Origin of the sequence: Sulfurimonas sp. C5 (assembly GCF_029872055.1) — a bacterium.
Taxonomy (GTDB): Bacteria; Campylobacterota; Campylobacteria; order Campylobacterales; family Sulfurimonadaceae; genus Sulfurimonas.
This window is the reverse complement of record NZ_JARXNQ010000001.1, coordinates 759,023-785,311: the sequence shown is the minus strand read 5'-3', so window position 1 is coordinate 785,311 and position 26,289 is coordinate 759,023. Positions and strand designations below refer to the sequence as shown.

Here is a 26,289-nt window from a genome sequence, read left to right as displayed (position 1 = left end):
TGTAGAAAAGAAGTAAACTTTTAAAGTTTTCTTTCTTCAGAAAAGATGATAAAAAAATCATCTTATTTTTTATAAAGAGAGTATCTTCACTCTCTTTGAAATTCTCTTATTCCTCTTCATCCTCTGAATGAATTTCATTATGTAAAGGTTTCATAGCAGGGAACAGTAGTACGTCACGGATACTGTGCTCGTTTGTAAGAAGCATTACAAGTCTGTCGATACCGATACCTTGTCCTGCAGTTGGAGCCATACCGTAGCTTAGTGCTTCAACGAAATCACTGTCCATTTCATGCGCTTCATCGTCACCGCTGTCTTTAGCAGCCATTTGCCCTTCAAAACGCTCTAACTGATCAACAGGGTCGTTTAACTCGCTGAATGCATTTGCGATCTCACGACCTGCAATGAACAGCTCAAATCTCTCAGTAATAGCAGGATTTTCATCACTTCTACGTGCAAGTGGAGAGATCTCTACAGGATACTCTGTAATGAATGTAGGATCGATTAGTTTTTCTTCAACGAACTCGTCAAAAAGTTCACCTTGCAGTTGTCCAAGATTCATAGCTGCATTAGCCTCTAGATTTTTTGAACGTAAAAAGTCTAAGATTTTTTCTTTGTCATATACGATCTCTTCAGGAACGCCACCAATCTCTGAAAGTGATTTGATAAGTGGAATCTCTTGAAAGTTGTTAAAGTTTACTTCCATATCACCGTACGGTAAGATTGTAGGAAGATTTAAGTGATCGAAAAGGTAATGAAAATACTCTTTTGTGATCTCTATTAGGTCTTTGTATGTTTTATATGCCCAGTAGAATTCGATCGAAGTAAATTCTGGATTGTGAGTAGCATCCATACCTTCGTTTCTGAAGTTTCTGTTGATCTCAAATACAGCTTCGAATCCACCAACAATAAGTCTTTTTAAATAAAGCTCAGGTGCAATTCTTAGGTATCTGTCAATTCCAAGTGCATTGTGGTGAGTAACGAATGGTTTAGCATTTGCTCCACCTGCAATTGGGTGCATCATAGGAGTTTCAACTTCTAAGAAACCTTTGTCTTCAAAAAATCTTCTTGTAAGTGAAATTACTTGTGAACGGATTTGAAATGTACGACGTACTTCAGAGTTCATGATTAGGTCAAGGTAACGTTTTCTGTATCTAGTCTCTTTATCTGTAATCCCGTGGAATTTTTCAGGAAGAGGAGAGATCGCTTTTGTCAATAAATGTAACTCATCAACGTGTAAAGAAAGTTCCCCTTTACCAGTTACGAATGGGTATCCTGCAACTTCGATAATGTCACCAACTTCAATGTTTTTCTTGAAAGTTTCATTGTAAAAACCTTCAGGAAGATTGTCTCTAGCGATGTAAACCTGTAACATTCCGCTTTCATCTTCGATCTTTGCAAAACTTGCTTTACCCATAATACGAAGAAGTTTAATACGACCGCTTACAGTATAGTTGCGTTTTTCATCACGCTTCTCTTCTTTATCAAAAATATCTTGGTTTACGTTAATATATTTAGCAATTGTAGTATTTCTTTTTGAGTTATTAGAATACGGGTTAAAACCAGACTCTTTTAACGCTTTTGCTTTTTGGATTCTTTGTTGTACAAATTTATTGTCAAAAGTCAAAAATTATTCCTTTAATGTTTAGATTTTTTTATTTTTCTTGGCAAGCTTTGCAGATACCGTAGATCTGCATAGAATGATCGATCATTTTAAAACCGAGCTCTTCAGTGATTTTGTGTTGACGTTTTTCTATCTCTTCATCAACAAATTCAGTAATCTGACCACACTCTGTACAGATTAAATGGTCATGGTGATCTTTTGCACCAAGTTCATACTTTTTCCCTTGGGCACCGAAAGATAATGAAGTAACTATATGAGAATCTTCCAGTAAAGAGAGAGTTCTGTATATAGTTGCAATACCTGTATTTAACTCAGGGTATTTTTCCTGAATAATTCTATGCAGTTCTTCTGGTGTTAAGTGCTCATCTGAATTATATAGTGTTTCTAAAATAACTTCACGCTGGATAGTGAACTTTAAATTGTTTTTTTTGATAAGGTTTTTAAAATCATCAAGCAGTTGATTATACTCTATCGTTCTGTCATTAAAGTTCGTAGTTATATCAGACATTATTTTTTCTCTTTGTTGGTTGTATTCGTTTCAATCGTAGAATTTATATCAGCGATTTTTTCTTTAATTGATTCACCAACAATCTCTTGAGTAGTTTTTTCAACCATCTGTGTAGCTTTGTCGATACTTTCGTTAATGTCAACAACCTCTTCAACAGGATCTATTTTCATAATAAATCCACCCGTTGAGACTAGAACCGGATATAAAACACTGTTTTGCATTACAGAATCCATCGTCGGTTTTAAAGATTTGATATTGCTGATAGCAAAAGCAATTACTGCAGCGATTAGGAAAAATTTGCTAGCACCAAAGGCAAAACCTAGAATTTTATCCAGTGCTCCAAGACCGCTGAGTTTGCTCAGCTTTTGAAAAACTATACCAGTTGCGATCATAACAAGCCAAAAACCAAGCAGTGAAACTATAAAGCCCGTAAAACTGATAGCCGACTCATTAGAAAATTTAAAGATATGGTCACTTAGATATTGTCCGACATCATCACCTAATCTTGAAGCGATAAAAATACCACCAATGATTCCGATAAGTCCAAAAATCTCTTTAAAAAAACCATTTATGATCCCTTTAAGACCAAGCAGAAGAATAATAACTCCAGCTACTATATCAAAATAATTTAAGTCCATTTTATTTTATTTCCGTATTCATTTGATTTTTACCGTTCTTTTTAGATCTGTATAAAGCCATATCTGCTCTTTCCAATAGATCTACAGGAGTGTCTCCTTCATGGAATTTAGTACTCCCTATACTTACGGTTACCTGCAACGTTGTCCCTTTGTAAATAAGTTTGTTACTACTAACGAGTTTTAAAATTCTATGTGCGATTTGTAAACAGCTGTCATTGTCGATTCTATTAAGAATAATTACAAACTCTTCACCGCCGTATCTGAAAATCTTATCCCCGTCACGTAGTGTTTTTTTAAGAAGATTTGTAATGAAAATCAGTACTTTATCTCCGGCAACATGTCCGTAAGTGTCATTGATATTTTTGAAATCATCAATATCTAAGATCAGAAAATGCATATCCTCTTGGATTTTTTCTTTGTCACATAATTGTGTCAGATATAAATTAAATGCACGACGGTTATATGTTTTAGTCAATGAATCGAGTTGAGAATTTTCTTCTAACTCCTTGATTCTTGCATGTAGGTTTTCTATAACGGAGTTTGCTCTTTTTACTTCAAAAGTCATATGTTGATGAAGTTCATCAAACTTTTCTGTAATAACTTTAGAATCAACCATTGCAGAATTTTTATATTCTTCTAAATTTGCTTGATGTTTTTCTGTAAGATCTAAAAATTTATTATTTGTTTCTTGATAAGATGATATTCCCTGTTCAGCAATGATTTTATAGGCATTTGTAAATGCTTGTTGTGCATGTTCAATCGTATCCATCTGATTTTCATTAAGAGATTGGATAGTGAGAACTGCATCTTGAAGATACTCTGCTACTTGATCTTTATTTGGGGATTCTTGCGCGTCAATATTGTCTATTAAATCGTTATATAACTGCGTTACAAGAGATTTTAATTCATCTTTTTTCAATTCGAAAGCTCCGGAAAATTAATGAAGTGATTATACAAAAATAAACCATAAAAAAAACTTTTATATAAAAAATAGCTGAAAATGAACGGAACTCATACTGATTTTAACTATATTAGGATAGAATTGCGAAAAATAAGAATTTAAGGTTATAACTATGAGTATATGGACCCCATCAAGCTGGAGAGGAAAACCAATTTTACAACAGCCAACTTATCCTGATCAAAAGAAGTTGGAAGATGTTCTATCGGAGCTAAAAAACTATCCACCACTAGTGTTTGCTGGAGAGGTTCGTTCACTAAAAGAACAGTTAGCACAAGTTGCAAACGGAAAAGCATTTTTACTACAAGGTGGTGATTGTGCTGAAAGTTTTAGTGAATTTCATGCAGATAACATTCGTGATACTTTTAAAGCTTTAATGCAAATGGCAGTTGTGATGACATATGCCGGTGGTCTTCCGGTTGTAAAAGTTGGACGTCTTGGCGGTCAATTTGCAAAACCTAGATCAAGTGATACTGAAACAATTGACGGTGTTACGTTAGATTCTTACCGTGGTGATATTATCAACTCTGTTGATTTTAATTCTGCATCACGTGTACCGGATCCTGAACGTATGATCAAAGCATACAATCAATCTACATCAACACAAAATCTTTTACGTGCATTTGCTTCTGGAGGTTTAGCAGATCTTCATCAAGTACACAAATGGACTTTAGATTTTGCTCATCAAGGTGATGTAACACAAAAGTACGAAAAACTTGCAGATGATATTCAGCAGTCACTTAAATTCATGGAAGCATGTGGAATTACATCTAAAACGTACAGAACTCTTCGTGAAACAGATTTCTTTACATCTCACGAAGCTCTTTTACTTCCATATGAAGAAGCGTTTACAAGAAGAGATTCAATTACAGGTGATTGGTACAATGTAGCAGCACATATGGTTTGGATCGGTGATAGAACTCGTCAGCTTGACGGTGCTCACGTTGAATACATGAAAGGGATTAAAAACCCTATCGGCATTAAAGCAGGACCATCTATGGATCCTGAAGATTTAATTCGTCTTGCAAACGCAGTGAATCCTGAAAATGAGGCAGGTCGTCTAAACATTATTGTTCGTATGGGTGCAAACAAAGTAGCCGAAGGTATGCCTTCACTTATTCGTGCTGTTGAGAGAGAAGGTTTAAATGTAGTTTGGTCATGTGACCCGATGCATGGAAATACAATCAAGTCTTCAAATAACTATAAAACTCGTCCGGTTGATGATATCTTAACAGAGATGAAACAGTTCTTCCAAGTACATAAAGCTGAAGGAACTCACGCAGGTGGTGTTCACTTAGAGATGACAGGGAAAAACGTTACTGAATGTATTGGTGGTGTATTTACGGTAACTGAAGAAGATTTAAGTTCACGTTATCATACACACTGTGATCCTCGTCTAAACGCTGATCAATCTTTAGAGCTTGCATTCTTAATTGCAGATTCTTTAAAAGAAGCACAAAAGTAGAGAGAACCTTCCTCTACTTTTTTATACTACCGCAATAATCCAAAAACTTCCAAAAACTAAATAGATAAAACTGTTCAGCAGTGTAATAATTCCCCCGTATTTATATACTTCGTTTGAGAGAATATACCCAGAACCTAAATAGATAACATTTGCAGATGAACCTTGCGGTGTGATCATAGCATTAAAATTTGTTGCAAACAGAAGCATGAGTGCTAAAAGCTCAGCAGGTACACCGGTATTTACACCTACACCTAAAAAGACTGAAAACAGTGCAAGCATTTGAGCTGTTTGTGAAACAAAGAAGTAGTGGATAAATACATAGGCAAGAACCAGTAAAACATATACCATCTGCCATGAATATCCTATAACAAAAGTTGAGATGTGATCACCTAACCAAGACATAAATCCTAAATGGTTTAACTCTGAACTCATAGAATATAAAATAGCAAACCATATAAGCGTGCCGAGTGCACGTCCTTCATGAGCGAGATCATCCATAGTAAAAATATTGCTTATCATCAGTGCAGCCAGCCCTAAAAATGCCACTGCCGTTTTGTCAAATCCAAAAACAGGGGAGAGCACCCATAGTGTTACCATTGCTATAAAAGTAAAGCCCATAATGTATTCGTTCTTATGTATATTACCCATATGCTCTAGCTCTTGTTTTGCAATTTCTGGAGCATTCGGTGTGTGTTTGATCTCAGGAGGAAAGAGTTTAAAAAGTACCCAGGGAATAGCTATAAAAGCTAGTAGGGTAGGCAAAAATGCGGCCAAAGCCCATGAACCAAAAGAGATGTTGACTCCAAACTCTTGCGCCATCTTCACACCGGCAGGATTTGCAGCCATTGCAGTAAGCCACATTGCAGATGAGATAGTGATCCCAGCCATTGAGGTCATCATCAAATAAGCTCCGAGTTTTTTACGAGTTCCGTCCGCTACTTTCGAACCGCTGTCAGCTGCTAGAGCATTGACGATAGGAAACAATACACCGCTACGTGCCGTATTGCTTGGAAAAGCAGGAGCTATAAACATATCTGCCGCTATCATTGAATACCCGAGTCCCAAAGAGGATTTACCAAATTTTTTGATGATTAAAAAAGCAATTCTTTTACCAAGACCAGATTTGATAACACCGCGGGCAATTAAAAAAGCAACAATGATGAGAAGAATAAAGCTTTGAGAAAAACCACTGTAGGCTTCTTTTGGTGTTAACGTCGTCGTTAGTACGCTAAAACTAAGCCCTATGATTGATGCGGTAAATATAGGAAAAGCTTCGAGAATAACAGCTAAAATAATTGAGATAAAGATTGAAAAAAGATGCCAGGCTTGGAGTGTCAGTCCATCGGGAGTAGGAGAGAACCATAATGCAACTCCAAAGATGAAGATGAAAAGTTGTTTGAGATGTATAATTTTATTAGAGTGTTTATGATGAGCCATTTTCTATCGCCTCTACTTTTTCTTCAATAGTTAAAAGCTCTTCCACCTTCTCTTCATAGAGGGCTTCAAGTTCTTCTAATTCTTTTGCTAAAACTGAAATACCAATCTCTTCATAGCATGCAGGATTTGCCAAACAGTTGTTCTTTTCCTCGATCTGTAATTCCAATGCTTCAATCTCGGCAGGGAGTTTTTCAAGAGCAATTTTCTCTTTATATGTCAGTTTGACAGGTTTTGGTTTCTCTTTGATTTCCTCTTTTGGCTTTTCTTCAATAACCAAAGCCTCTTTTTCCATCTCATCTAGTTCATGGAGTTCTTTTTCAAGTTCAAGATACTCACTGTACTGTTGATACGACTCTTCGATTGTTTTGTCTTTTTTAAAGATGAAGAGTTTTTTTGCAATTTTGTCTACAAAGTATCTATCGTGACTTACAAGTATTACCGCACCAGGAAAATTTGTAAGTTGTTCTTCCAAGATATTGATCGTTGGAATATCGAGATCATTTGTAGGCTCATCGAGAATTAAAATATCTACTTTTTTAGTAAAGAGCAGGGCAAGTGCTACACGGTTTTTTTCCCCACCGCTAAGCACACCGATCTTCTTGTCTAAAAACTCTCTCGGGAATAGAAAGTTTTTGAGGTATCCGTATACATGTAAATCTTTTCCCTGTACACTTACACGATCACCGCCGTTTGGACAAAAAGTCTCAATAAGGTTTTTGTCATCGTCAAGCATCTCACGGTGCTGATCGAAGTAGCCTACTGTAAATTCCCCTTTTTTAATTTTCCCGGATATAGGTTTGATACGCCCCAGCAATACTTTTAAAAGAGTTGATTTTCCACTTCCGTTTGGACCTACGATTGCGATTACGTCTTTTTGTAAAATCCTTGTTGTAAAATCGTGTAATAACTCTTTATCACCTAGTTTTACATGTAAATCTTCGATCTCAAAAAGCATTTTTTGTTTGTTTATACTTTTGTCACGGTTGAAGTGTTTAGCTTCACGCTGTAACTCCATAGACATTTTTCTGATCTTTGAGGGGTTGCTTTTTGCAGCTTCACGTAACTCCATTAAACGTTCTTTACGTCCTTCATTACGTTTAAGCCTTGCTCTAACACCGCGTGAATACCACTCATTTTCACGTTTAAGTAACGAGAGAAGTGTTTCATGTTGTTTTTGAAGATTTTGCAGGTACTGCTCTTTTTGTCTTAAGTAGTCACTGTAACCACCTTTGTATTCCCTAAGGGCACAATCTTCAACTTCAATCGATTTTGTTGCTACACGATCTATGAAGTAACGGTCGTGGGAAATAAATACAAGAGTAAATTTCTCTTTTAAAAGAAGCTCTTCCAAAAACTCAACCATATATACGTCAAGGTGGTTGGTAGGCTCATCAAGGAGAAGTACATCAGGTTTTTGCAGCAGAAGTGAAGCAAGAGCTACACGTCTTTGTTCCCCTCCGCTGAGAAGCGCTATCGGTTTGTCCTCATATTGTTTGAGATCAAAGTGCTGAATAATACGCTCGATCTTATCATCTAAATTCCATGCAGAATGGTGTTCGATGTAGTTAGAGAGTTTTTCATGTTCTTTTAAAAGTGTCTTATTTTCAAAATCTTCAGCTAAAAGATTTGTAAGCTCGTTATAGCGATCTTTTGCGGCGTTAATCTCTTTTAAACCTGCTTCTACGGCTTCGCGGACGTTATGCCCTTCTTCAAAAACAGGGCGTTGATCAAGCATTTTGACTTCAATATCGTTTTGTACAATGCGTCTACCCTCATCAGCATCTAGCGAGCCGTTGACTATCTTCATTAAAGTCGATTTACCGCTACCGTTTTTTCCGATGATAACGATACGTTCACCTTCATCGACATGGAAGTTCACTTCAACCAAGATTTTTTGTGCAGAGTAATGTTTTGAGATATTTTGTAAGTCTATTAGTGCCATAAAATTGTTCTTATTTTTTTGTCGAAATTATAACTTTCTTTAGCTGTGAGAACACTTTTTCAACTCCTAAAACCAAAGCCCCAAGAATAAGTCCGATCAGAAGTTCCGATAGCATAGTCGGCAGAAAATGAAATAGCTCATGGAGTTGGTGCCAGTTGTGCATATAGATTCCTCCTGCAACTAAAAGCATAGCAAGAGTACCGATAATCGTAAGTGATTTGATCACTTTTGGCAGGGAACGTACAAGCATTAAACCGATACCTTTACGAAACTTATTTGTCTCTTTTGCAGTTGCAATGAGATGAAAACCGATATCGTCCATACGTACAATAAGAGTTACTATCCCATATACACCGATAGTTGCTAAAAAAGCTACTATAGTTACGGCAATGATCTGAGTTGCTAGTGTTTCATTCAGCACTACACCCAAAGCCATGATGACGATCTCTATTGAGAGAATAAAATCTGTTTTAATGGCAGACTTGATCTTCTCTTTTTCTATATAGAGTATTTCATCTTCGCTTAGGTGCAAGTCGGGGTTTTCATGTTTATGATGTTTGTGTGGCATGATCCATTCTAAAACTTTTTCAGCTCCTTCAAAAGCTAAATAAGCTCCACCGAGCATAAGTATTGGAATAATAGCCCAAGAAGCAAAATAGCTGAGTAAAAATGCAAGAGGTAAGATGATGAGTTTATTTATAAATGAGCCTTTTGTAATTGCCCATAGAACAGGGATCTCACGGGAAGCTGCAAAGTCAGAAGCTTTTTGTGCATTGACAGCCAAGTCGTCACCTAAAATACCCGCTGTTTTTTTAGTAGCGACTTTTGTCATAGATGCCGCATCATCTAAAAGAGTTGCAATGTCGTCAAAGACTGCGAAAAAACCACCTGTCATTATTTATATTCTCCTTCGTAACAAAAATGTTTTGCAGTATACCAAGCAGCAATACCTTGATCGTTATAGTTGTATTCCCTTTGTTGTACAGGGATAGAATCATTTCGAAGTTTTGAGCGGATAATACCGATAATTACAAAACCTAAAAGAAGTGTCAAAACAGCAATAAACCACCCCTCAAAGTACCAAACTAAGGCACTAACCGGATAGATTGAAAACTGTAAAAATAAACGCAATAAAAGAGCAATTGCTTTGCAGCGTTTGGAGAGCAGTTTCGGTGTTGGTTGTATCATATCAATAAAGTCTGAATTATTCATATGAGTATTATATCCAAAGGAATTAAGTATAATCATAAGTATGAAGAAAATTATTTTACTAATATTTATCGTTTTTAGTACTTTTGCAGATGAACATGCCGTTGTATTTATGTATCATCATTTTGGAAATGAAAAGTATCCTTCAACCAACGTTACAAAAGAGCAGTTTCAAGCACAATTAGATTATCTATTCAAAAATAATTATAATGTAGTCAAACTCTCAACAGTTATAAATTTGTTAAAACAAAACAAACCTTTACCGCCGAAAACAGTAGTACTTACAATTGACGATGCTTACAAGTCTGTTTATACCGTAGCGTTTAAGATGTTGAAGAGGTATAAATATCAATGTACTGTTTTTGTAAATACACATGCAGTTGATGTGGGATCAAAATTCTATATGAGTTGGGATGAGATGAGAGAGATGCAAAAGTACGGAATTGAGTTTTCCAATCACTCTTATTCACATCCATATTTACTTCAAAAAAAAGATCTCTTAAACAAAGAGATTCAATATGCACAAAAAAGACTACAGGAGGAACTTGGCAAACATACCAATGAAAACCCTAAAATGTTTTCATATCCGTTTGGAGAGTATGATGAGGAGCTGCAAAACTATTTAGAAAAAAATAGTTATGTAGGGATTACGCAAACATCTGGAGTACTGTACAAAGGAAATCTCAATCATGTTCCTCGTTACCCTATGGCAGAACGATATGCAGCTCTAGAAGAGTTTGCTTTAAAACTAAACACTTTACCTCTACCTATAAACTCCATACAAGAATATATGACCAATAACCCTCCAACACTGCAAATTAAGCTCAAAAAACATATGGGTATCAGATGTTACTTATCTAGTGGAGAACCTATAGATGTTAAATGGTTGGATGATACTACGTTTCAAACAAAATCCAAAGAAAAAATCAGATTCAGAAGGGAAAAATATACATGTACGGCTGAAGCAGAAAATGACAAATGGTATTGGTATAGCCATTTATGGATTTTCAAAGACTAAATATACTTTAGTCTTACTGACTAAACTTAATTGATATTATTTGCATCCATTTACGTTTTTTTGCTAAAATCACATAAATTTACAAAAAAAGGAAGATAAATGGCAACACATAAGTTTCAAACTGAAGCAAATCAAATACTACATTTAATGATTCACTCACTCTATTCAAATAAAGAGATTTTTTTACGTGAGCTAATCTCTAATGCCTCGGATGCATTGGACAAACTTAATATGCTCCATTTAACAGATGATAAATACAAAACTATAAACTTTAATCCTCGTATCGATTTAGTACCGAACAAAGATGAAAAAACATTAACAATTATAGACAGCGGTATCGGTATGAACGAAGAGGACCTAATGAATAACTTAGGTACGATCGCAAAGTCAGGTACAAAAGCGTTCTTAGAGTCTTTAAGCGGTGATCAAAAACAGGATTCTCAACTGATCGGACAATTCGGAGTAGGTTTTTACGCAGCATTTATGGTAGCTGGTAAAGTTGAGGTTACTACGAAAAAAGCCGGTGAAGAGAAAGCGTACAAGTGGGTCAGTAACGGTTCGGGTGAATTTGACATCGAAGAGGCAACAAAAGAGTCTCACGGTACTGAGATCAAACTTTTCCTTAACGATGATGAAACAGAGTTTACTGAAACTTTCAGACTTGAATCTCTGATCAAAAAATACTCTAACCATATTCCGTTTGCGATATTTATGGACAAAGAAAACTATATCCCTGCAAAAACAGATGATGAAGGGAATGAAACTGAGCCTGCTAAAACTGAAGTAAACAATGAGCAGATCAATAAGGCAAATGCACTTTGGAGTATTGCAAAATCTGAAGTTTCTGATGAAGAGTACAAAGATTTTTACCAAACAATCGCGCATTCTAGCGAAGAGCCTTTAGCTTGGATGCACAATAAAGCAGAAGGTGCAATCGAATATACGACACTTTTCTACATCCCAAGCAAAGCACCTATGGATATCTACAGAGTAGATTATCAGTCAGGTATCAAACTGTACATCAACCGTGTATTTATTACAGATGATGAAAAAGAATTAATGCCGACATACTTAAGATTTTTACGCGGTGTAATCGATTCAAAAGATTTACCTCTAAACGTATCTCGTGAGATCTTACAAAGCAATGCAGTAATGGCAAAAATCAAAAATGCTTCAGTGAAAAAAGTACTTTCAGAGCTTGCTAAAATGATGAATAAAGAACCTGAGAAATACGATACTTTCTATAAAGAGTTTGGAAATGTACTTAAAGAAGGACTTTATAATGATTTTGGAAACCGTGAAAAGATCTTAGAGTTATTAAAGTTCAATACACTTAATTCAAATGAGCAAACATCGATCGAAGAGTTTATAAAAAATGTAGATGAAGATAAAAAAGAGATCTACTATATTACTGGAAAATCTTCACTTGATATGCTGAAAAAATCTCCTGTATTAGAGAAGTTTAAAGCAAAAAATATCGACGTACTTGTTCTAAATGAAGAGGTAGACACGATCATCTTCCCAATGGTTACAGAATACAAAGACTACAAACTTGTAAATGTTACGGATGCAAAGTTAGAAGAGAGTGAAGAGGAGCAAAAAGCGAAAGAGGAACTTTCAAAAGAATACGAAGGTTTCACAAACGAGATCAAAGAGCTTCTAGGTGAAGAGGTAAAAGCTGTTGAAGTTGCTCCTGAACTTGTTGAATCTGCTGTTGCAATTAAAGCAGATAAAGAAGATCCTGCTTATATGATGGCACAAATGATGAAACAGATGGGTCAAGGCGGTGATGTGCCAGAACCTGCACCAATTTTACAAGTAAATCCAAATCATGATCTGATCAAAAAACTAAAAGAGTCAGCTGATCAAAATCTAATTGCAGATGCTGCACACGTACTTCTTGACCAGGCAAGACTGTTTGACGGTCAGGAGTTAAAAGATACGGCAGACTTTGTTACAAGATTAAACAGAATTATCACAAAAGCCCTCTAAAAACCGCTTATGGGTGTATTTGTAGCACCCATAAGGATTTATTATGAATATTTTCCTTTAAAAAACACATCTTCGTTAAAAAATATGCTATCTTATTGTTTATGTTAGAGAAACTCAATTATTATCTTACGGATATACAACAAACTGATCCTATTACATTGTCACAACAAGCAGAATTACTATGTCATGAATTGGCGGTATTTGAACTTTCAAATTTAAAAATAGAAGGTTATGATTATGATCCGGCCATCGCAATAGAAGAGCTGGGATTAGATGCAGAACTTGTGGATCATCTAGTAGAAGATTATGTTGAACAGATCACAAAATCTGTCGTTCAGTTTGAAAAGTATTTAAAAGAGTTACAAAACTCAAAAGCTAATTCAAAAGATTTAGACTATACACCATTTAGAGAACTTGCACATAAAAATTTAGGTGTAGCAAGAAACTTACGTATTCATGATGCGCAAATTTTATTATATGAGTTGATGAAAAAAGATGATTTAGATTATCTTGTACATTGCTTAGAAGCGTTAAAATACTGTGCAATAAAACTAAAGCCTCAAAGAGCGTACGATACTTTGAAACTCTTGGCTATTAAAAATGCTTTATAGCATTATCTATTTTTCATAGATTCAGCAATTTTTTCAAGTTTTCCTTGAGGTTTTTTTATTACGATAGGTTCAGGAGCGTCTTTGACAGGAAGAGCAAAAGCAAGAATTATGAAAATAAATGAAAAAAGTATCCCGCTTAAAATACTCAGAACTAGTTTTAGTTTAAAATCACTCATTAATAACCTCAAAGTTTGGTTGTTAATTATACCATTATTTACTCTTGATGCAAAAGAACCGACAATGTTAATGTTAAAAGGGAATTTAAGTAATGCTTTACAGGAGTTTCAAGTTCTGCCTGATTACTCTTTTCAATGTAAACCTTATGGAATTACAACGGTTGATGAGCTATTAAACTCTAAAAAAACGACTAAAGAGTGTAAAAACGTATTGAAAAAGTTTTACGTACAAAATCCTGAACTGTATAATTTACATTACCATGTGCTTCACAGAAAGTCTTTTTACCATCTAGAGTATGAAAACAAAAGTTGTATTATATATGCAAAAGGGGAGTTGACATATTCAGAAATCTTGCTTAAAGAGGGAGCTGCTCTAATTCAAAAAGATCTGAAAAATGAAGTTTTTGAACCAAGATTTCAATCAGCACAAAGAAGTGCAGAGTTAAGAAAAAAAGGGATTTTTAAAGATCCTAATGTGTTGCGTTGTGTAACAACGGATTAATTTTCTCTTTTATGAGTGTGTGTCATATAGATCCAAAACTCTTTATGAGAGTACCCTTTATTTAAAAAGAAAAATTGAAGTACAGCAACTCTGTAAAGTGTTACCGCCATTTTTGCATAAGGTATAAAAAGACTGAGACTTACCCATAATGACTGTTCTTTGTCCCCTTTAGACTCAATCATCTCCTTCATACCGATGTTTTTACTCAAATAAAGGCCAAAAAGCATTGAAAATACGAAGTTTAAGATAAGACCAAAAATCATATATGCTATAAATGTTTGTTCGTACATACCAGCTATCATAATGTTTCCTATTGTAAAAAATTTGTTTGTTTTTATAATGGAAGTGTATCAAAAAGATCTTTACGAAATTTTTAGTTTTTTTTTCTGAACAAAAAAGTAACACTCTTTTCATTTTTGTCAATTAACAGAATATTAAAAACTTTCTTTAAACATCTTTTTACTATACTAAGTCGACAAATTATGGATAAAGGTAAAATTTATGGAAACTAACCTCGTAATTGAGGGGATGAAATTTATGTTATTAGGAATGGGGACAGTATTTTCGTTCTTGATCATTATGATCTTATGTATGAATGCTATGTCTAAAATTGTACATAAATTTTTCCCTGAACCACAAGCTAGTGCGGATGTTAATACAACAAGTGCACCTGCTCAAGACAAAAAAAAGATAGTTGCAGCAATTACGGCAGCTATTAAATATCATAGAGAGGGTTAATAATTATAATGGCTAAAAAATTTATTGATATAATGGATACAACTTTTAGAGACGGTTTCCAATCAGTTTTTGGTGGTCGTGTACTAATGGATGATTTCTTTCCAGCAGTAGAAGCCGCAAAAACAGCTGGAATTACACACTACGAATTTGGTGGGGGAGCTAGATTCCAATCGTTATACTTCTACTTAAGAGAAGATGCGTTTGAGATGATGGATAAATTTCGTAAGATTGTGGGACCTGATGCAAACTTACAAACATTAGCTCGCGGTGTAAACACGGTAATGTTAGATACAGGTTCAAAAGATCTTATCGATCTTCATGCAAAAATGTTTAAAAAACACGGTGCAACTACAATTCGTAACTTCGATGCATTAAACGATGTTGAAAACTTAAAGTATTCAGGTGAGAGAATCACTCATCACGGACTTAAGCATGAAGTAGTTGTAACTATGATGGATTTACCACCGGGATGTCACGGAGCACACACTGTAGAATTTTATGAAAAAACTCTTCGTGATATCTTAGATAGCGGTATTCCATACACAAGTGTATGTTTTAAAGATGCATCAGGTACTTCTAATCCGCAAAAAGTTTTTGAAACTATTCAAATGGCTAGAAAACTTCTTCCAGACGATACACATATCCGTTTACATACTCATGAAACTGCTGGTGTTTCTGTAGCTGCTTATATGGCTGCTTTAGAAGCTGGTGTTGACGGTATCGATTTAGCAGCTTCACCTGTAAGTGGTGGAACAAGTCAACCGGATATGCTTACAATGTTACATGCTACTAAAGGTATGGATTTTGATCTTGGTGGTTTAGACATCGGTAAAATCTTAACTTATGAAAAAGAACTTCAAGGATGTTTAGAAGATTATTTCTTACCACCTGAAGCTACTATGGTTTCTCCAATTATTCCATTCTCACCAATGCCGGGTGGTGCACTTACTGCAAACACTCAAATGATGCGTGATAATGATATTATGGATAAATTTCCAGAAGTAATCGCAGCTATGCAAGAGGTTGTTGAAAAAGGTGGATATGGTACATCTGTAACTCCAGTTTCACAATTTTATTTCCAACAAGCATTAAACAACGTAATGCAAGGTCCATGGAAAGCTATTGCTCCAGGTTACGGAAGAATGGTTCTTGGATATTTCGGTAAAACTCCTGTTGCTCCGGATCCAGAGATTGTAAAAATTGCTTCTGAGAAATTAGGTTTAGAGCCTACAACAGAAAAAGCACTTGATTTAGCTGACGCTGATCCTGCAAAATCTTTAGAGAGCTGGATTAACGTACTAAAAGAAGAAGGTATTGAAATTACAGAAGAAAATATCTTCATTGCAGCAGCATGTCAAGAAAAAGGTATCGCTTTCCTAAAAGGTGAAGGTGAATTAAACGTAAGAAAATTATCTCAAATGAAAAAAGATTGTAAGGAAGGTAATAAAGAAATGAGTGGAAACTATACAGTAGTAGTAGACGGACAAAAATTTAGTGTTCAAGTTGCAGAAGGTAACGCAGATATTCAAGTAACAGCGGTTAATGGTGAAAGTGTAGCTCCAGCAGCTGCAGCTCCAGCAGCAGCAACTTCAGGTGACGGTGATCCAATCAAAGCTTTACTTCCAGGAAATGTATGGAAAATCGTTGCTAATCCAGGTCAAAGCGTAAATGAAGGTGATGTGATTATGATCCTTGAATCTATGAAAATGGAAATTGATGTTGTTGCTCATCGTGGTGGTGTAATTAAATCAATTAACGTAGCTACAAATGATAAAGTAGTTGAAGGTCAAGTAGTAGCAGTACTAGGGTAATCGGTATGAAAAATATAGTACTAAAACTTGTCGCGTTTATGATGCTGTTTGCTTTTAGCACAACTAGTGCTATGGCTTCAGGTCATGAGGCTGTTGCTACAGATGCTGCATCTACACACCAAGAGGAAAACTATCAAGCAAAACCTTTTGGTGAGATGATTGTAGGCTTTTTAAAATCAACAGGTGTTGTTGCACTGGTAAATCCTAATCCGGATGAATTAAGTGCTACTGGTGAAAAAATGAGTGATTTTCATAAAGGTTTAGGCCGTGTAATTATGATCCTGGTAGTATTTTTACTATTTTGGTTAGCAATTGCTAAAGGGTTTGAACCGTTATTACTTTTACCAATCGCATTTGGTGGTTTACTTGCAAACATTCCAGTTGCAGGAATTGGTGGTGAACACGGATTCTTAGGTGTAATTTATCATATGGGTCTTTCAAACGAGATGTTCCCAATCATTATCTTTATGGGTGTTGGTGCTATGACAGACTTCGGTCCGCTATTATCAAACCCTAAAACTGCATTACTTGGTGGTGCTGCACAATTCGGTATTTTTGGAACACTTGTAGGTGCTGTTGTTTTAGCAGATATGGGACTTGTTGATTTTACACTAAAACAAGCATCAGCTATATCAATTATCGGTGGAGCTGACGGTCCGACATCTATCTTTATTGCTACAAAACTTTCACCTGAACTTTTAGGTGCAATTGCAGTTGCTTCTTATTCATATATGGCTATGGTACCTATTATCCAGCCTCCGATTATGAAAGCATTAACAACTGAAAAAGAGCGTAAAATTAAGATGACGACATTACGTCACGTATCTCGTTTAGAGAAATTAGTTTTCCCTATCGTTGTATTAGTACTTGCTATTTTAGTATTACCTGATTCAACACCTCTAATCGGTGCGTTTATGTTCGGTAACTTCTTAAAAGAATCTGGTGTAGTAGAGCGTTTAAATGATACATTACAAAATGCACTTATTAACATTACAACTATTTTCTTAGGTCTTGGTGTTGGTTCGAAACTAGCAGCAGATCAGTTCTTAGTTCCTGAAACTATGTTCATTATGGCTCTTGGTATCGTTGCATTCGGTGTTGGTACTGCAGCTGGTGTACTTATGGCAAAACTAATGAACTTATTCCCTGGACACAAAATTAACCCATTAATTGGTTCGGCTGGAGTTTCAGCAGTTCCTATGGCAGCTCGTGTATCAAATAAAGTTGGTATGGAGTATGACAGAACAAACATGCTATTAATGCATGCAATGGGTCCAAACGTTGCAGGTGTTATCGGTTCAGCAGTTGCTGCCGGTGTTTTAATCTCACTATTTCAATAATAGTTGAGATTAAAAAAAAGATGCGAAATCGCATCTTTTTCTTTCTCTTGTTTTCTTCTTTTAGCTTATTGAATTAATGACGCAATTAACGGAATGATATTATGACTTTTTGTCTTATCGATAAAACCGTCAGCTCCTAAGTCTTCTGCTTCACGTCTATTGTTTTCTCCGGTCATAGAACTGTTCACGATAATAGGTATCTCTTTTGTGAAAGGATTCGATTTTAGAAGCTTTATAACAGTGAATCCTGACATTTCCGGCATCTCTATATCTGTAATAATAGCCGCAATGTTGTCTACATCTTCACCTAAAGACTTAAGATAGTTTACGAGCTTTTCTCCATTGTCAAATAATTTCATATTAAGATGAGCATTTTTAAAGATTTGAACAAGATGTTTTTGTGCAGTTTTAGAATCTTCTGCAACAAGTACAGTTCCTTTTTTAAGTTTTTCCGGAATAGTAATCTCTTTAAGTGCAGCAGTATCTTGTTCAATATCGACAAGTGCCTGAGGAATAACATCGGCTAAGAGTTTTTCATAATCTAGAACTAAACATAAACTACCGTCTTCGAGTCTTGTATCGTTAATAACGACACCATCTTCTTTTAGTCTATAACTATCTGGTGCATGCATCTCATTCCAGTTCTTTTTAATAACTCTGAAAGCGTACATAATACGTAGCCCGATGATAACTCCGTTAAAGTCACATATAAGTATATCGGAGTTGGCAATATCTTCCTTTGAAAGATTTACACCCAGCCATTTAGGTAAATTAAGTAAAGGAATTTGTAATCCTCGAAGAATAATAGTTCCTTCTAAAAGAGGATGGGATGAAGGTATTTGAGTCAAGTAGTGATTCTTTGACTCCACAACTTCTCTAGTTTTAAAAACATTGATTGCATAATATGCTGAATCTTCTTCTTCACTAACTTTAAAAACAAGAAGTTGAAGTTCGTTATTTTTGGCAAGATTTGTAGCAGCGTCTACTTTATCTAAAAAAGCCATTAATTACCCCGTAATATAAAGATTCATAAATATTACCAAAATTTAAATGAAATATGCTTGAATTTTAAAATATCCCTTATATCTGTTAAGTAGCATACTATAGTGTTTTGTAGAGTTTAAATTGATATTTTTTTCTACTAAATGAATTTATAGGTTTTACAAGCTGTTAATAAGAAAAAAACTTTTTTTTACATAAAAAAATATTTTTTTTCTTTAAAATTTAGAAATTGATGAAAAAAAAAGCACTTTTACTCTTAAAAATACATTAATTATTGATATAATTTCTTTAGAATATTGAAATGGTTTTAAAAAGGTATTTTATGATTAAGTCTGTATGTGGATACTGTGGTGTCGGATGTGGTTTGGAATATGATGAAAAGAATTTAATTGGAGATATTACATATCCTATAAATGATGGAAAACTATGTTCAAAAGGGGTGTCTGAACTTATAAGCATTCAAACAGATACACGACTGCTAAGACCTTATATACGGGAGAATATCGAAAATAATTTTGAACTTTGTAAATGGGGTGATGCGATCACTCACATTGCAAATAAGATAAAGGCTACTACAAAAGACAAAATTGGATTTTATCTCTCAGGGCAGCTTTTAACAGAGGATTATTATGTCGCTAATAAACTTGGAAAAGGGTTTATTGGTACAGCCAATGTAGACACTAACAGTCGTACATGTATGGCTAGTGCTGTTGTGGGTTATAAAAAAAGTATTGGTGCTGATTTTGTCCCAGTTAGAATGAATGATATTTTTAGTTCAGACCTTTTAATATTAACAGGTGCAAATACAGCCGAAGCCCATGTAGTATTTCATAATAAAATAAAAAAAGCTATGAAGAGTGGTTTAAAAGTTGTTGTAATTGATCCACGTTTTACTGACACTGCAAAAAATGCTGATCTGTATTTACCTATCAAACCTGGAAGTGATATAGATTTTTTTAACCTATTGTCAAAACGTTTGATAGACGAAGAATTATACGATCAAGAGTTTGTAGCAAATCGCGTAAATAATTTTGAGCTTCTAAAAAACAAATTTAAAAGATTGCCTGTAACTAAGATGTTAAAACGTACAGGGCTTTCTAAAGAGCAATTTGAAGACTTCTTTCAACTATATAAACAGAGCGAAAATATTATAACTGCTTGGACTATGGGCTTAAATCAATCTATACAGGGAGTAGATAAAAACCTAGCACTTATAAATACTCATCTTCTGACGGGAAAAATCTTTAAAAAAGGAAACGGACCACTTAGTTTGACTGGACAACCAAATGCAATGGGTGGTAGAGAAGTTGGAGGACTAGCTACAATGTTGGCAGTTCATCTTGGTTTTGATGATGAAAGTGTTAAAAAAGTCTCTCAGTTTTGGAAAAGTGATAATGTAGCTAAAGAAAAAGGGCTTACTGCAACACAAATGTTAGAAGCAAATCTTGATGTACTGATAGTGTGTCATACAGATCCTATATATCATCTACCAAATAGAAATAAAATGGAAGAACTTATCAAGAAAATTCCGCTTGTAGTAGAGATCAATGCTTATGATAACTCAGAAACTTCAAAATTTGCCCATATAAAACTTCCGGCTGCTCCTTGGGGTGAAAAAGAAGGGACTCAGACAAATCTAGATCGCACAATCACAAAACAAGAAAGATTAACCCGTCTTTCTATTGATGCAAAACTTGATTGGGAAATATTTCAATTAATTGCTCAAGAGTTAGGATATAAAGAAGCATTTAATTATGAAAATTCAAAAGAGATATTTCAAGAGTATCAAGAGATGACTAAACTTAATGGGTATATGGATATCAGTGAAGCTAATTATGATCTAATAGGGCAGGTTCCGTTTGTATGGGGAGAAAAAATCAGTAATTTTTTAACACCGGATAAGAAAGGAAATCTGTTTTTTGTAGAGAATAAACTCCTTAGTGAAAAGACATCATTGGAATATCCGTATATACTGCTTACAGGACGTACAAGGGACCAGTGGCATAGTGGTACAAAAACAAATTTACCAAAAACTTTGTTAAAGTACAAGCCTTTGGATTTCTGTGAAATTCATCCTGAAGATGCTAAAGCACTGGGGATAGAGGATGGAGAACAGATTAAAGTTGTATCAAGACGGGGAGAATTAATCACTACGGCTTTTGTAACAGAGACTATAAATGAAAAAAATATATTTATCCCCTTAAGTAATAGAGGAATAAATTATCTTACAAATGACATTTATGATCCTGAGTCATTAGAGCCTGATTATAATCATGCAGCTGTGAAAATTGTAAAAATTTAATTTATCATAATTCTATATGTTTTTTTCTCTCAAGATATTCTTCGGTATCAATTTCACCAGCTGCATACCGTTGATCTAAAATATCTTTGGCTGAGGGTTTAGACTCTATTTTGTCGTTTCTCATAAAGTAGATCACAGCTACAATAATGAGTAGAAATATAAGCCATCCAAAGCCCATACCCCAGCCATGCATTCCATAATACGGTTCCATAAGAATCCTCCTTTATCGATATAAGAAAATTATATTGTTTTACTGTGTAATAAACGTGTAGTAAAGATATAAATGAAAGCCTAAATGGATATGCTCCATTTAAGCACTGAGACTTATATATTCACCAAGTTCAGAGAACACTGTAGCACGTGTTTGATTACCAATCATTGTTTCTATAAGCAATAGCAGTTTTTTGTCTAGATTCGAGTTTGAAAGATCTGGAAGAATCTCTCTTGGATTTTCATTTGAAAATCTTTCGTAAGAAGAATAAGCTTCTTCTTTAAAAAGTTGATAATAAAGTTTTCGACCAAGCTCAAATATTTCAAACTCTTCATTTTTACCAGTCGGTGCGATTTTGTTTATTTTGAGTTCCAGTTCAATGTTTCTAGAACGAAGATATGCTTTTAACTGCATGAAAAATCCTATATATGCAGAACTGTACGAACTTAATACTCTATCGTGAAATTTTTCAAAACTCTCTCTCTCTTTGCGGAGATTTTTATATTCTAACATTAAAGTTTCTATAAAATAAGGAGCATAGATAAGGGGTGCCGATTTTATTACCGTATAACCTTCTAAACCTTCACTTACAAGCTTACCGCCTATACTAATATGTACACCGTCAACTGTATTGCCGTCAAGTTTTGCTTTACACCCTTCAAAGCCGATATCACCTAAACCGTGAAGCCCGCAACCTTTAACACAGGCAGACCAGTAAAAACGTACTCTTGCATCTTCGAGCGGGACTTTTTTACTGAGATATTCAGCCATATTTTTTGCATCTTCTTTGTTTTCAATTACTCCAAAAGAACAGTGTTTTGTTCCAGCACATGCAATGAGGTTGTTATAGTAAGGTGTGTTAACGTTTTTATACTCTTGGAAAAAATGTTTTTTGAGTGCGGTATTAATATCTTTAACACCCATAATATAAAGATTTTGTTCAACAGAAAAGCGGAGCTCTGAATTTCCGTACTCTTTGGCAATCTGAGCTGCTTCAAACAGAGCACTACCGCTAAAAATTCCAGAAGGTACTACTGCATGCAGGGCAAAACTGCCATCTTTGAGTTGTACTTTTCCGTGATCTGCATCTGTAAAATCAAGTGTCGTTAAGCTCTCGCCTGCAGTTGCAAAGTTGATTCCGGCATTTTCTCTGATCGCAGAAGCAAGTTCTATCATCCCAGCTTCTTGGATTAAGAAATGTAGGCGGTTTTTGTTTCTATTGTCACGGAAACCAAAACGTTTGAAAAGATCGATGATCGAATCATATGCCTTTAAAACTTCTTCTTCATTTTTTAAGAAGATATCTGCACTTTTTGCCACTTCACCAACTTTACCGCCTAGATACATATTGTAGCCGTAGAGACCGTCTTTCTGTGCCAAAACAAAACAGCAGTCATGGCCGTAAACATTACAGCGGTTAGAGATAGAGCCTGAAATTGAAGTGTTGAATTTTCTCGGTAGTGCTCCGATCCATTCCGGATCATGTAAAAAGATTCTTTGGATCTTTGTAAGCAGTTCTTGAGAAGGCAGGAGATTATCAAATGCATATTTATCAAGAGGATCATTAACTATGTTTCTAAAGTTGTCTACACCCGTTTGATAAGAATCAATCCCTACAGCTTGCAATTCCTGTAGGAGTGTCGGGATATTTTCAATATCAAGGTAACGTAGTTCTATTTGTGCACGTGTAGTAATATCTATATAGTCTTGACCATATTTCTTTGCAACATTTGCAATTGCTTCAGCCTGCTCAGCAGTTAAATGACCACCCGGTACGCGTACACGCATCATAAACTGTTTAGGGGTAAGGGGGTCTTTATCGAAAATCCCAAAACACTTTAAGAAGTACTTTTTGTCTTCATCAGGGATCGAATCGTAACCGTTTTGTGCATAGTAGCTCAATTGTTCGTAAGCTTCTTGAGGAGTTTTTAACTCTTTTATTTTTTCTATTTTATTAACTTTTTTATTTCTAGCAATGCTAACTTCTTCTAATTTTTTCATAATATTTCTCCGTATTTAGGTAAGATTGAATGAAGGTTTACCACATCTCCAAAGACTAAAAGTGCAGGGCGCTCGGCATTCTCACAGATCTCTTCTAAGTTTGCTAAAGTTCCGATTTTGACACTTTGATTTTTTCTTGAAGCATTGGAAATTACAGCTACGTCTTTATCAAGATCTGCACCGATTTTTATTGCACACTCTTTGATCTCTTTTGCACGTGATACTCCCATTAGTACAACTATTGTATGGTTGGTGTATTTTAAAAGGGGAATCCATTCAAGGTTGACTCTGTTACCAGCTAAGTGAGCTGATACGATAGAGAGGTTTGTCGCATATCCTCTTGCCGTTGGAGCTATACCACTTAAAAGCGGTGCTGCAATCGCTGATGAGATACCGGGAATTACTTCTACTTGAATATTGTTTTCAACCATTGAGATCGCTTCTTCACTTCCTCTGCCAAATATATAAGGGTCACCGCTTTTAAGTCTTGCAATGCTTAGTCCTTGTTGTGCATGCTCTAAAAGTAGTTCGTTGATTGCCTCTTGTTTTACAGAATGAAAACCTTTTTGTTTCCCAACAAAAACACGTTTTGTTTCTTTTGGGATGATCTCTAAAATCTCATCAGCAATTAAGTGATCGATAAATACAACATCAACACTTTGGATAATTCTATACGCTTTAAGAGTTAAAAGTTCTACATCGCCTGTTCCACATCCCACAAGATATACTTTTCCCAAAAGCTTTTGTGTTTGCTCTTTTGTTTTTTGAGGCTCTATAATGTTTTGTTTGCGAAGTTGTAGTTTTTCCTCAGTAAGCTGTTCAAGCTCGTGTGGGAGCATAGATTTTATCTTATCGCGAACTACTTGTGTGATTGTCGGAGAAGCACCGCCTGAACTTACCGCTATTTTAAGAGGACCATATTGTACAAGTGAAGCGAAATAGAAGTCACAAAGCTCAGGTACGTCTACAACATTAAGTAAAAGATTTTTCTGTTTTTTCAACTCTAATAATAAAGTAGTAACATTTTTATTTCCTGTTGCATCTATGACAATCTGATAATCTTGAAGATCAGAACTTTCAAATTTTTTTTGCGTCAGTTTAGAAGTAAACTCTTCTATATCAGTCGTAATATCTTGTGCTAGCACTTCAAAGTCTATATTATTATTATGTAACACTTTTGCTTTTTGTAATGCTACTTTTCCAGCCCCTATAAGCAAAATCTTTTTATTATGTAATACTATAGGTAATGTTTTCATCCTATATCCTTTAATTTAACAATCTAACTGATAAAATTTTATCACCAGTTTAATGTAAAATTAAAGATAAAATGATTAAAAAATAACCAATATAGTGTTTAAATAGATATTTTATTGATATATAATTTTATATCTCAATTGAGTTAATGTAAAATTAAGAATAAGGAATACCAGATGGCAGGATTTAGAGATTTAATAGGAAAGGGTCATACTCCAACATTGTTTATGGCCTTTTTATATTTTGATATGAGTTTTATGGTTTGGACAATGTTAGGTCCATTAAGTACTGAGATAGCTGAAGCTTTGGCGCTAGGTGGGCATATTATGACAGCAGGAGAAAAAGCAACTTTATTATCTCTTCCTATACTTTCAGGAGCACTTCTAAGAATTTTACTTGGTTTTGGTGTAGATAAACTTGGTGCTAAGCTAACAGCTCTTTTAGCACAAGCTGTAGTTATCACTTCATTATTAACTGCATATTTACAGGGAAACAGCATAACATATGAAACACTTCTATTAGTTGCCTTGGGTCTTGGATTTGCCGGAGCTTCATTTGCAGTGGCATTGCCGCAAGCAGGACAATGGTATCCGGCAAAACTGCAAGGTGTAGTATTAGGTATTGCAGGTGCTGGTAATATTGGTGTAGTAATTGACTTCTTATTTGCCCCAAAAATTGCTCAATATTATGGTTGGGAATCAGTATTTGGTGTCGGTGCTGTGATGGCAATCATTGTTTTTATAGCGTATGCATTTTTAGCAAAGAATGCTCCTGAATCAGTATACAAAGCAAATCCTAAAAAACTAAAAGATTATCTAAAACTTTTAAGAGATAAAGATACATGGTGGTTTAATCTTTTTTATGCAGTTAGTTTTGGTGGTTTTGTAGGTTTTGCAGGATATATGAAAGTGTATCTAATGAATACATATCAAACTGATATGAGTGCTTTTGGAAGTGACTTTTTAAATGAGAGTAATGTTAAAGTTGTTGCAGGTTATTTTGGAGCATTATGTATTTTTGCAGGTGCTGTTCTTCGTCCGGTAGGTGGAGCTATCGCTGATAAACTTGGTGGGATTAAATCACTTTATATTTTCTTTGGAATAGTAACTCTTTTAGCTATGTTAAATGCAACTGTGACACTTCCGTTTGGAGTAGCAATCGTAGTTTTATTCTTGATTATGGCAAACCTTGGTATGGCTAATGGAGCTGTATTTCAATTAGTACCGCAACGTTTTGGTAAAGATATTGGAATTATGACTGGAATCATCGGTGCAGCAGGTGGTCTTGGTGGTACAGCACTTATCAAAACACTTGGATGGTCAAAAGGTGCATTTGACGGCTATGCAGCAGGATTTACTATTTTCGCTATTGTTGTACTGGTTGCAATTAGTGGAATTTCATTGGTAAAAACAAGATGGAGAACAACTTGGGGTGTACAAGCAGGGGGAAGAATTTAATTCTTTAGCAGCTTTTTTGGGAAATAGAAACATTAAAAAGATGAGCTAGTCACTCATCACTAAATTAAAAAAATAAAGAATAAAAAAGGACAATAT

General features: G+C 35.0%; 24 protein-coding genes. 10 read left to right on the top strand and 14 right to left on the bottom strand.

Going from position 1 to position 26,289, the window contains the following annotated elements:
• Positions 1-106: 106 nt before the first annotated feature.
• The 4 genes from lysS to P6N22_RS03825 are packed head-to-tail and all read right to left on the bottom strand — an operon-like array spanning position 107 to position 3,686.
• Positions 107-1,624: a lysine--tRNA ligase gene (lysS, locus tag P6N22_RS03840; RefSeq protein ID WP_280330324.1), complete on the bottom strand. Its 1,518-nt coding sequence runs from the start codon at positions 1,622-1,624 to the stop codon at positions 107-109.
• Between the two features lie 28 nt (positions 1,625-1,652).
• Entirely contained in the window at positions 1,653-2,129 is a 477-nt protein-coding gene (locus tag P6N22_RS03835) for a Fur family transcriptional regulator (protein WP_280330323.1), read from the bottom strand.
• Complete coding sequence (locus tag P6N22_RS03830; RefSeq protein ID WP_280330321.1) at positions 2,129-2,767, bottom strand: CvpA family protein; 639 nt, start codon at positions 2,765-2,767, stop codon at positions 2,129-2,131. The genes P6N22_RS03835 and P6N22_RS03830 overlap by 1 nt, the downstream gene beginning before the upstream one ends.
• Before the next feature lies 1 nt (position 2,768).
• The gene (locus tag P6N22_RS03825; protein ID WP_280330320.1) at positions 2,769-3,686 is read right to left on the bottom strand and encodes a GGDEF domain-containing protein; all 918 of its coding nucleotides are present in this window, start codon (positions 3,684-3,686) and stop codon (positions 2,769-2,771) included.
• A gap of 154 nt (positions 3,687-3,840) precedes the next feature.
• On the opposite strand from P6N22_RS03825, the gene P6N22_RS03820 reads away from it, so the two are divergent.
• Positions 3,841-5,190, top strand: coding sequence for a 3-deoxy-7-phosphoheptulonate synthase class II (locus P6N22_RS03820; RefSeq protein ID WP_280330318.1), 1,350 nt, complete (start codon positions 3,841-3,843; stop codon positions 5,188-5,190).
• A 21-nt stretch (positions 5,191-5,211) separates the two neighbouring features.
• Here P6N22_RS03820 and P6N22_RS03815 read toward each other — a convergent pair whose 3' ends face one another.
• Genes P6N22_RS03815 through P6N22_RS03800 form a run of 4 tightly spaced genes read right to left on the bottom strand, consistent with a single transcriptional unit; the run spans position 5,212 to position 9,781 of the window.
• On the bottom strand, positions 5,212-6,627 hold the full coding sequence (locus P6N22_RS03815) for a DASS family sodium-coupled anion symporter (protein ID WP_280330316.1): 1,416 nt from the start codon (positions 6,625-6,627) through the stop codon (positions 5,212-5,214).
• The gene (gene abc-f, locus P6N22_RS03810; RefSeq protein ID WP_280330315.1) at positions 6,614-8,569 is read right to left on the bottom strand and encodes a ribosomal protection-like ABC-F family protein; all 1,956 of its coding nucleotides are present in this window, start codon (positions 8,567-8,569) and stop codon (positions 6,614-6,616) included. The genes P6N22_RS03815 and abc-f overlap by 14 nt, the downstream gene beginning before the upstream one ends.
• A gap of 10 nt (positions 8,570-8,579) precedes the next feature.
• A complete protein-coding gene (locus tag P6N22_RS03805) occupies positions 8,580-9,464 on the bottom strand; it encodes a DUF808 domain-containing protein (RefSeq protein WP_280330314.1) in 885 nt (294 codons plus the stop codon).
• On the bottom strand, positions 9,464-9,781 hold the full coding sequence (locus P6N22_RS03800) for a hypothetical protein (protein ID WP_280330312.1): 318 nt from the start codon (positions 9,779-9,781) through the stop codon (positions 9,464-9,466). The genes P6N22_RS03805 and P6N22_RS03800 overlap by 1 nt, the downstream gene beginning before the upstream one ends.
• A gap of 40 nt (positions 9,782-9,821) precedes the next feature.
• Here P6N22_RS03800 and P6N22_RS03795 point away from each other — a divergent pair, with 40 nt between their 5' ends.
• The 3 genes from P6N22_RS03795 (at position 9,822) to P6N22_RS03785 (ending at position 13,399) form a co-directional block, all read left to right on the top strand.
• Positions 9,822-10,796 (top strand): polysaccharide deacetylase family protein, encoded by a 975-nt coding sequence (locus tag P6N22_RS03795; protein ID WP_280330311.1) that lies wholly within the window; start codon positions 9,822-9,824, stop codon positions 10,794-10,796.
• Positions 10,797-10,895: 99 nt separating this feature from the next.
• Positions 10,896-12,788, top strand: coding sequence for a molecular chaperone HtpG (gene htpG / locus P6N22_RS03790; protein ID WP_280330309.1), 1,893 nt, complete (start codon positions 10,896-10,898; stop codon positions 12,786-12,788).
• Between the two features lie 101 nt (positions 12,789-12,889).
• Positions 12,890-13,399, top strand: coding sequence for a hypothetical protein (locus P6N22_RS03785; RefSeq protein WP_280330307.1), 510 nt, complete (start codon positions 12,890-12,892; stop codon positions 13,397-13,399).
• 2 nt (positions 13,400-13,401) lie between these two features.
• On the opposite strand, the gene P6N22_RS03780 is transcribed toward P6N22_RS03785, so the two are convergent.
• Positions 13,402-13,575 carry a hypothetical protein gene (locus tag P6N22_RS03780; protein WP_280330305.1) on the bottom strand — a complete coding sequence of 58 codons (174 nt, stop codon included), beginning with the start codon at positions 13,573-13,575 and terminating at the stop codon, positions 13,402-13,404.
• A 19-nt stretch (positions 13,576-13,594) separates the two neighbouring features.
• Here P6N22_RS03780 and P6N22_RS03775 point away from each other — a divergent pair, with 19 nt between their 5' ends.
• Positions 13,595-14,077 (top strand): hypothetical protein, encoded by a 483-nt coding sequence (locus P6N22_RS03775; protein WP_280330303.1) that lies wholly within the window; start codon positions 13,595-13,597, stop codon positions 14,075-14,077.
• On the opposite strand, the gene P6N22_RS03770 is transcribed toward P6N22_RS03775, so the two are convergent.
• Positions 14,074-14,379 (bottom strand): hypothetical protein, encoded by a 306-nt coding sequence (locus tag P6N22_RS03770; protein ID WP_280330302.1) that lies wholly within the window; start codon positions 14,377-14,379, stop codon positions 14,074-14,076. The two genes, P6N22_RS03775 and P6N22_RS03770, sit on opposite strands and share 4 nt — an antisense overlap.
• A 199-nt stretch (positions 14,380-14,578) precedes the next feature.
• Here P6N22_RS03770 and P6N22_RS03765 point away from each other — a divergent pair, with 199 nt between their 5' ends.
• From P6N22_RS03765 to P6N22_RS03755, 3 genes are read left to right on the top strand one after another with little or no spacing between them, the layout of a single operon-like run.
• Positions 14,579-14,815, top strand: a complete 237-nt coding sequence (locus P6N22_RS03765; protein ID WP_280330300.1) for an OadG family protein — start codon at positions 14,579-14,581, stop codon at positions 14,813-14,815.
• Positions 14,816-14,823: 8 nt separating this feature from the next.
• On the top strand, positions 14,824-16,626 hold the full coding sequence (locus P6N22_RS03760; RefSeq protein ID WP_280330298.1) for a biotin/lipoyl-containing protein: 1,803 nt from the start codon (positions 14,824-14,826) through the stop codon (positions 16,624-16,626).
• Positions 16,627-16,631: 5 nt separating this feature from the next.
• Entirely contained in the window at positions 16,632-17,966 is a 1,335-nt protein-coding gene (locus tag P6N22_RS03755; protein ID WP_280330296.1) for a sodium ion-translocating decarboxylase subunit beta, read from the top strand.
• Between the two features lie 65 nt (positions 17,967-18,031).
• On the opposite strand, the gene P6N22_RS03750 is transcribed toward P6N22_RS03755, so the two are convergent.
• A complete protein-coding gene (locus tag P6N22_RS03750) occupies positions 18,032-18,970 on the bottom strand; it encodes a chemotaxis protein (protein ID WP_280330294.1) in 939 nt (312 codons plus the stop codon).
• A gap of 320 nt (positions 18,971-19,290) precedes the next feature.
• On the opposite strand from P6N22_RS03750, the gene P6N22_RS03745 reads away from it, so the two are divergent.
• A complete protein-coding gene (locus P6N22_RS03745) occupies positions 19,291-21,270 on the top strand; it encodes a molybdopterin oxidoreductase family protein (protein ID WP_280330292.1) in 1,980 nt (659 codons plus the stop codon).
• Positions 21,271-21,274: 4 nt separating this feature from the next.
• On the opposite strand, the gene P6N22_RS03740 is transcribed toward P6N22_RS03745, so the two are convergent.
• The 3 genes from P6N22_RS03740 to cobA form a co-directional block, all read right to left on the bottom strand.
• Positions 21,275-21,481, bottom strand: coding sequence for an SHOCT domain-containing protein (locus tag P6N22_RS03740; RefSeq protein WP_280330290.1), 207 nt, complete (start codon positions 21,479-21,481; stop codon positions 21,275-21,277).
• A gap of 99 nt (positions 21,482-21,580) precedes the next feature.
• Positions 21,581-23,482, bottom strand: a complete 1,902-nt coding sequence (locus tag P6N22_RS03735) for a ferredoxin--nitrite reductase (RefSeq protein ID WP_280330288.1) — start codon at positions 23,480-23,482, stop codon at positions 21,581-21,583.
• The gene (cobA, locus tag P6N22_RS03730) at positions 23,479-24,738 is read right to left on the bottom strand and encodes a uroporphyrinogen-III C-methyltransferase (RefSeq protein ID WP_280330286.1); all 1,260 of its coding nucleotides are present in this window, start codon (positions 24,736-24,738) and stop codon (positions 23,479-23,481) included. The genes P6N22_RS03735 and cobA overlap by 4 nt, the downstream gene beginning before the upstream one ends.
• Before the next feature lie 174 nt (positions 24,739-24,912).
• Between cobA and P6N22_RS03725 the strand changes: the two genes are divergently transcribed.
• On the top strand, positions 24,913-26,193 hold the full coding sequence (locus P6N22_RS03725) for an MFS transporter (RefSeq protein ID WP_280330284.1): 1,281 nt from the start codon (positions 24,913-24,915) through the stop codon (positions 26,191-26,193).
• The last annotated feature ends 96 nt before the right edge of the window (positions 26,194-26,289 follow it).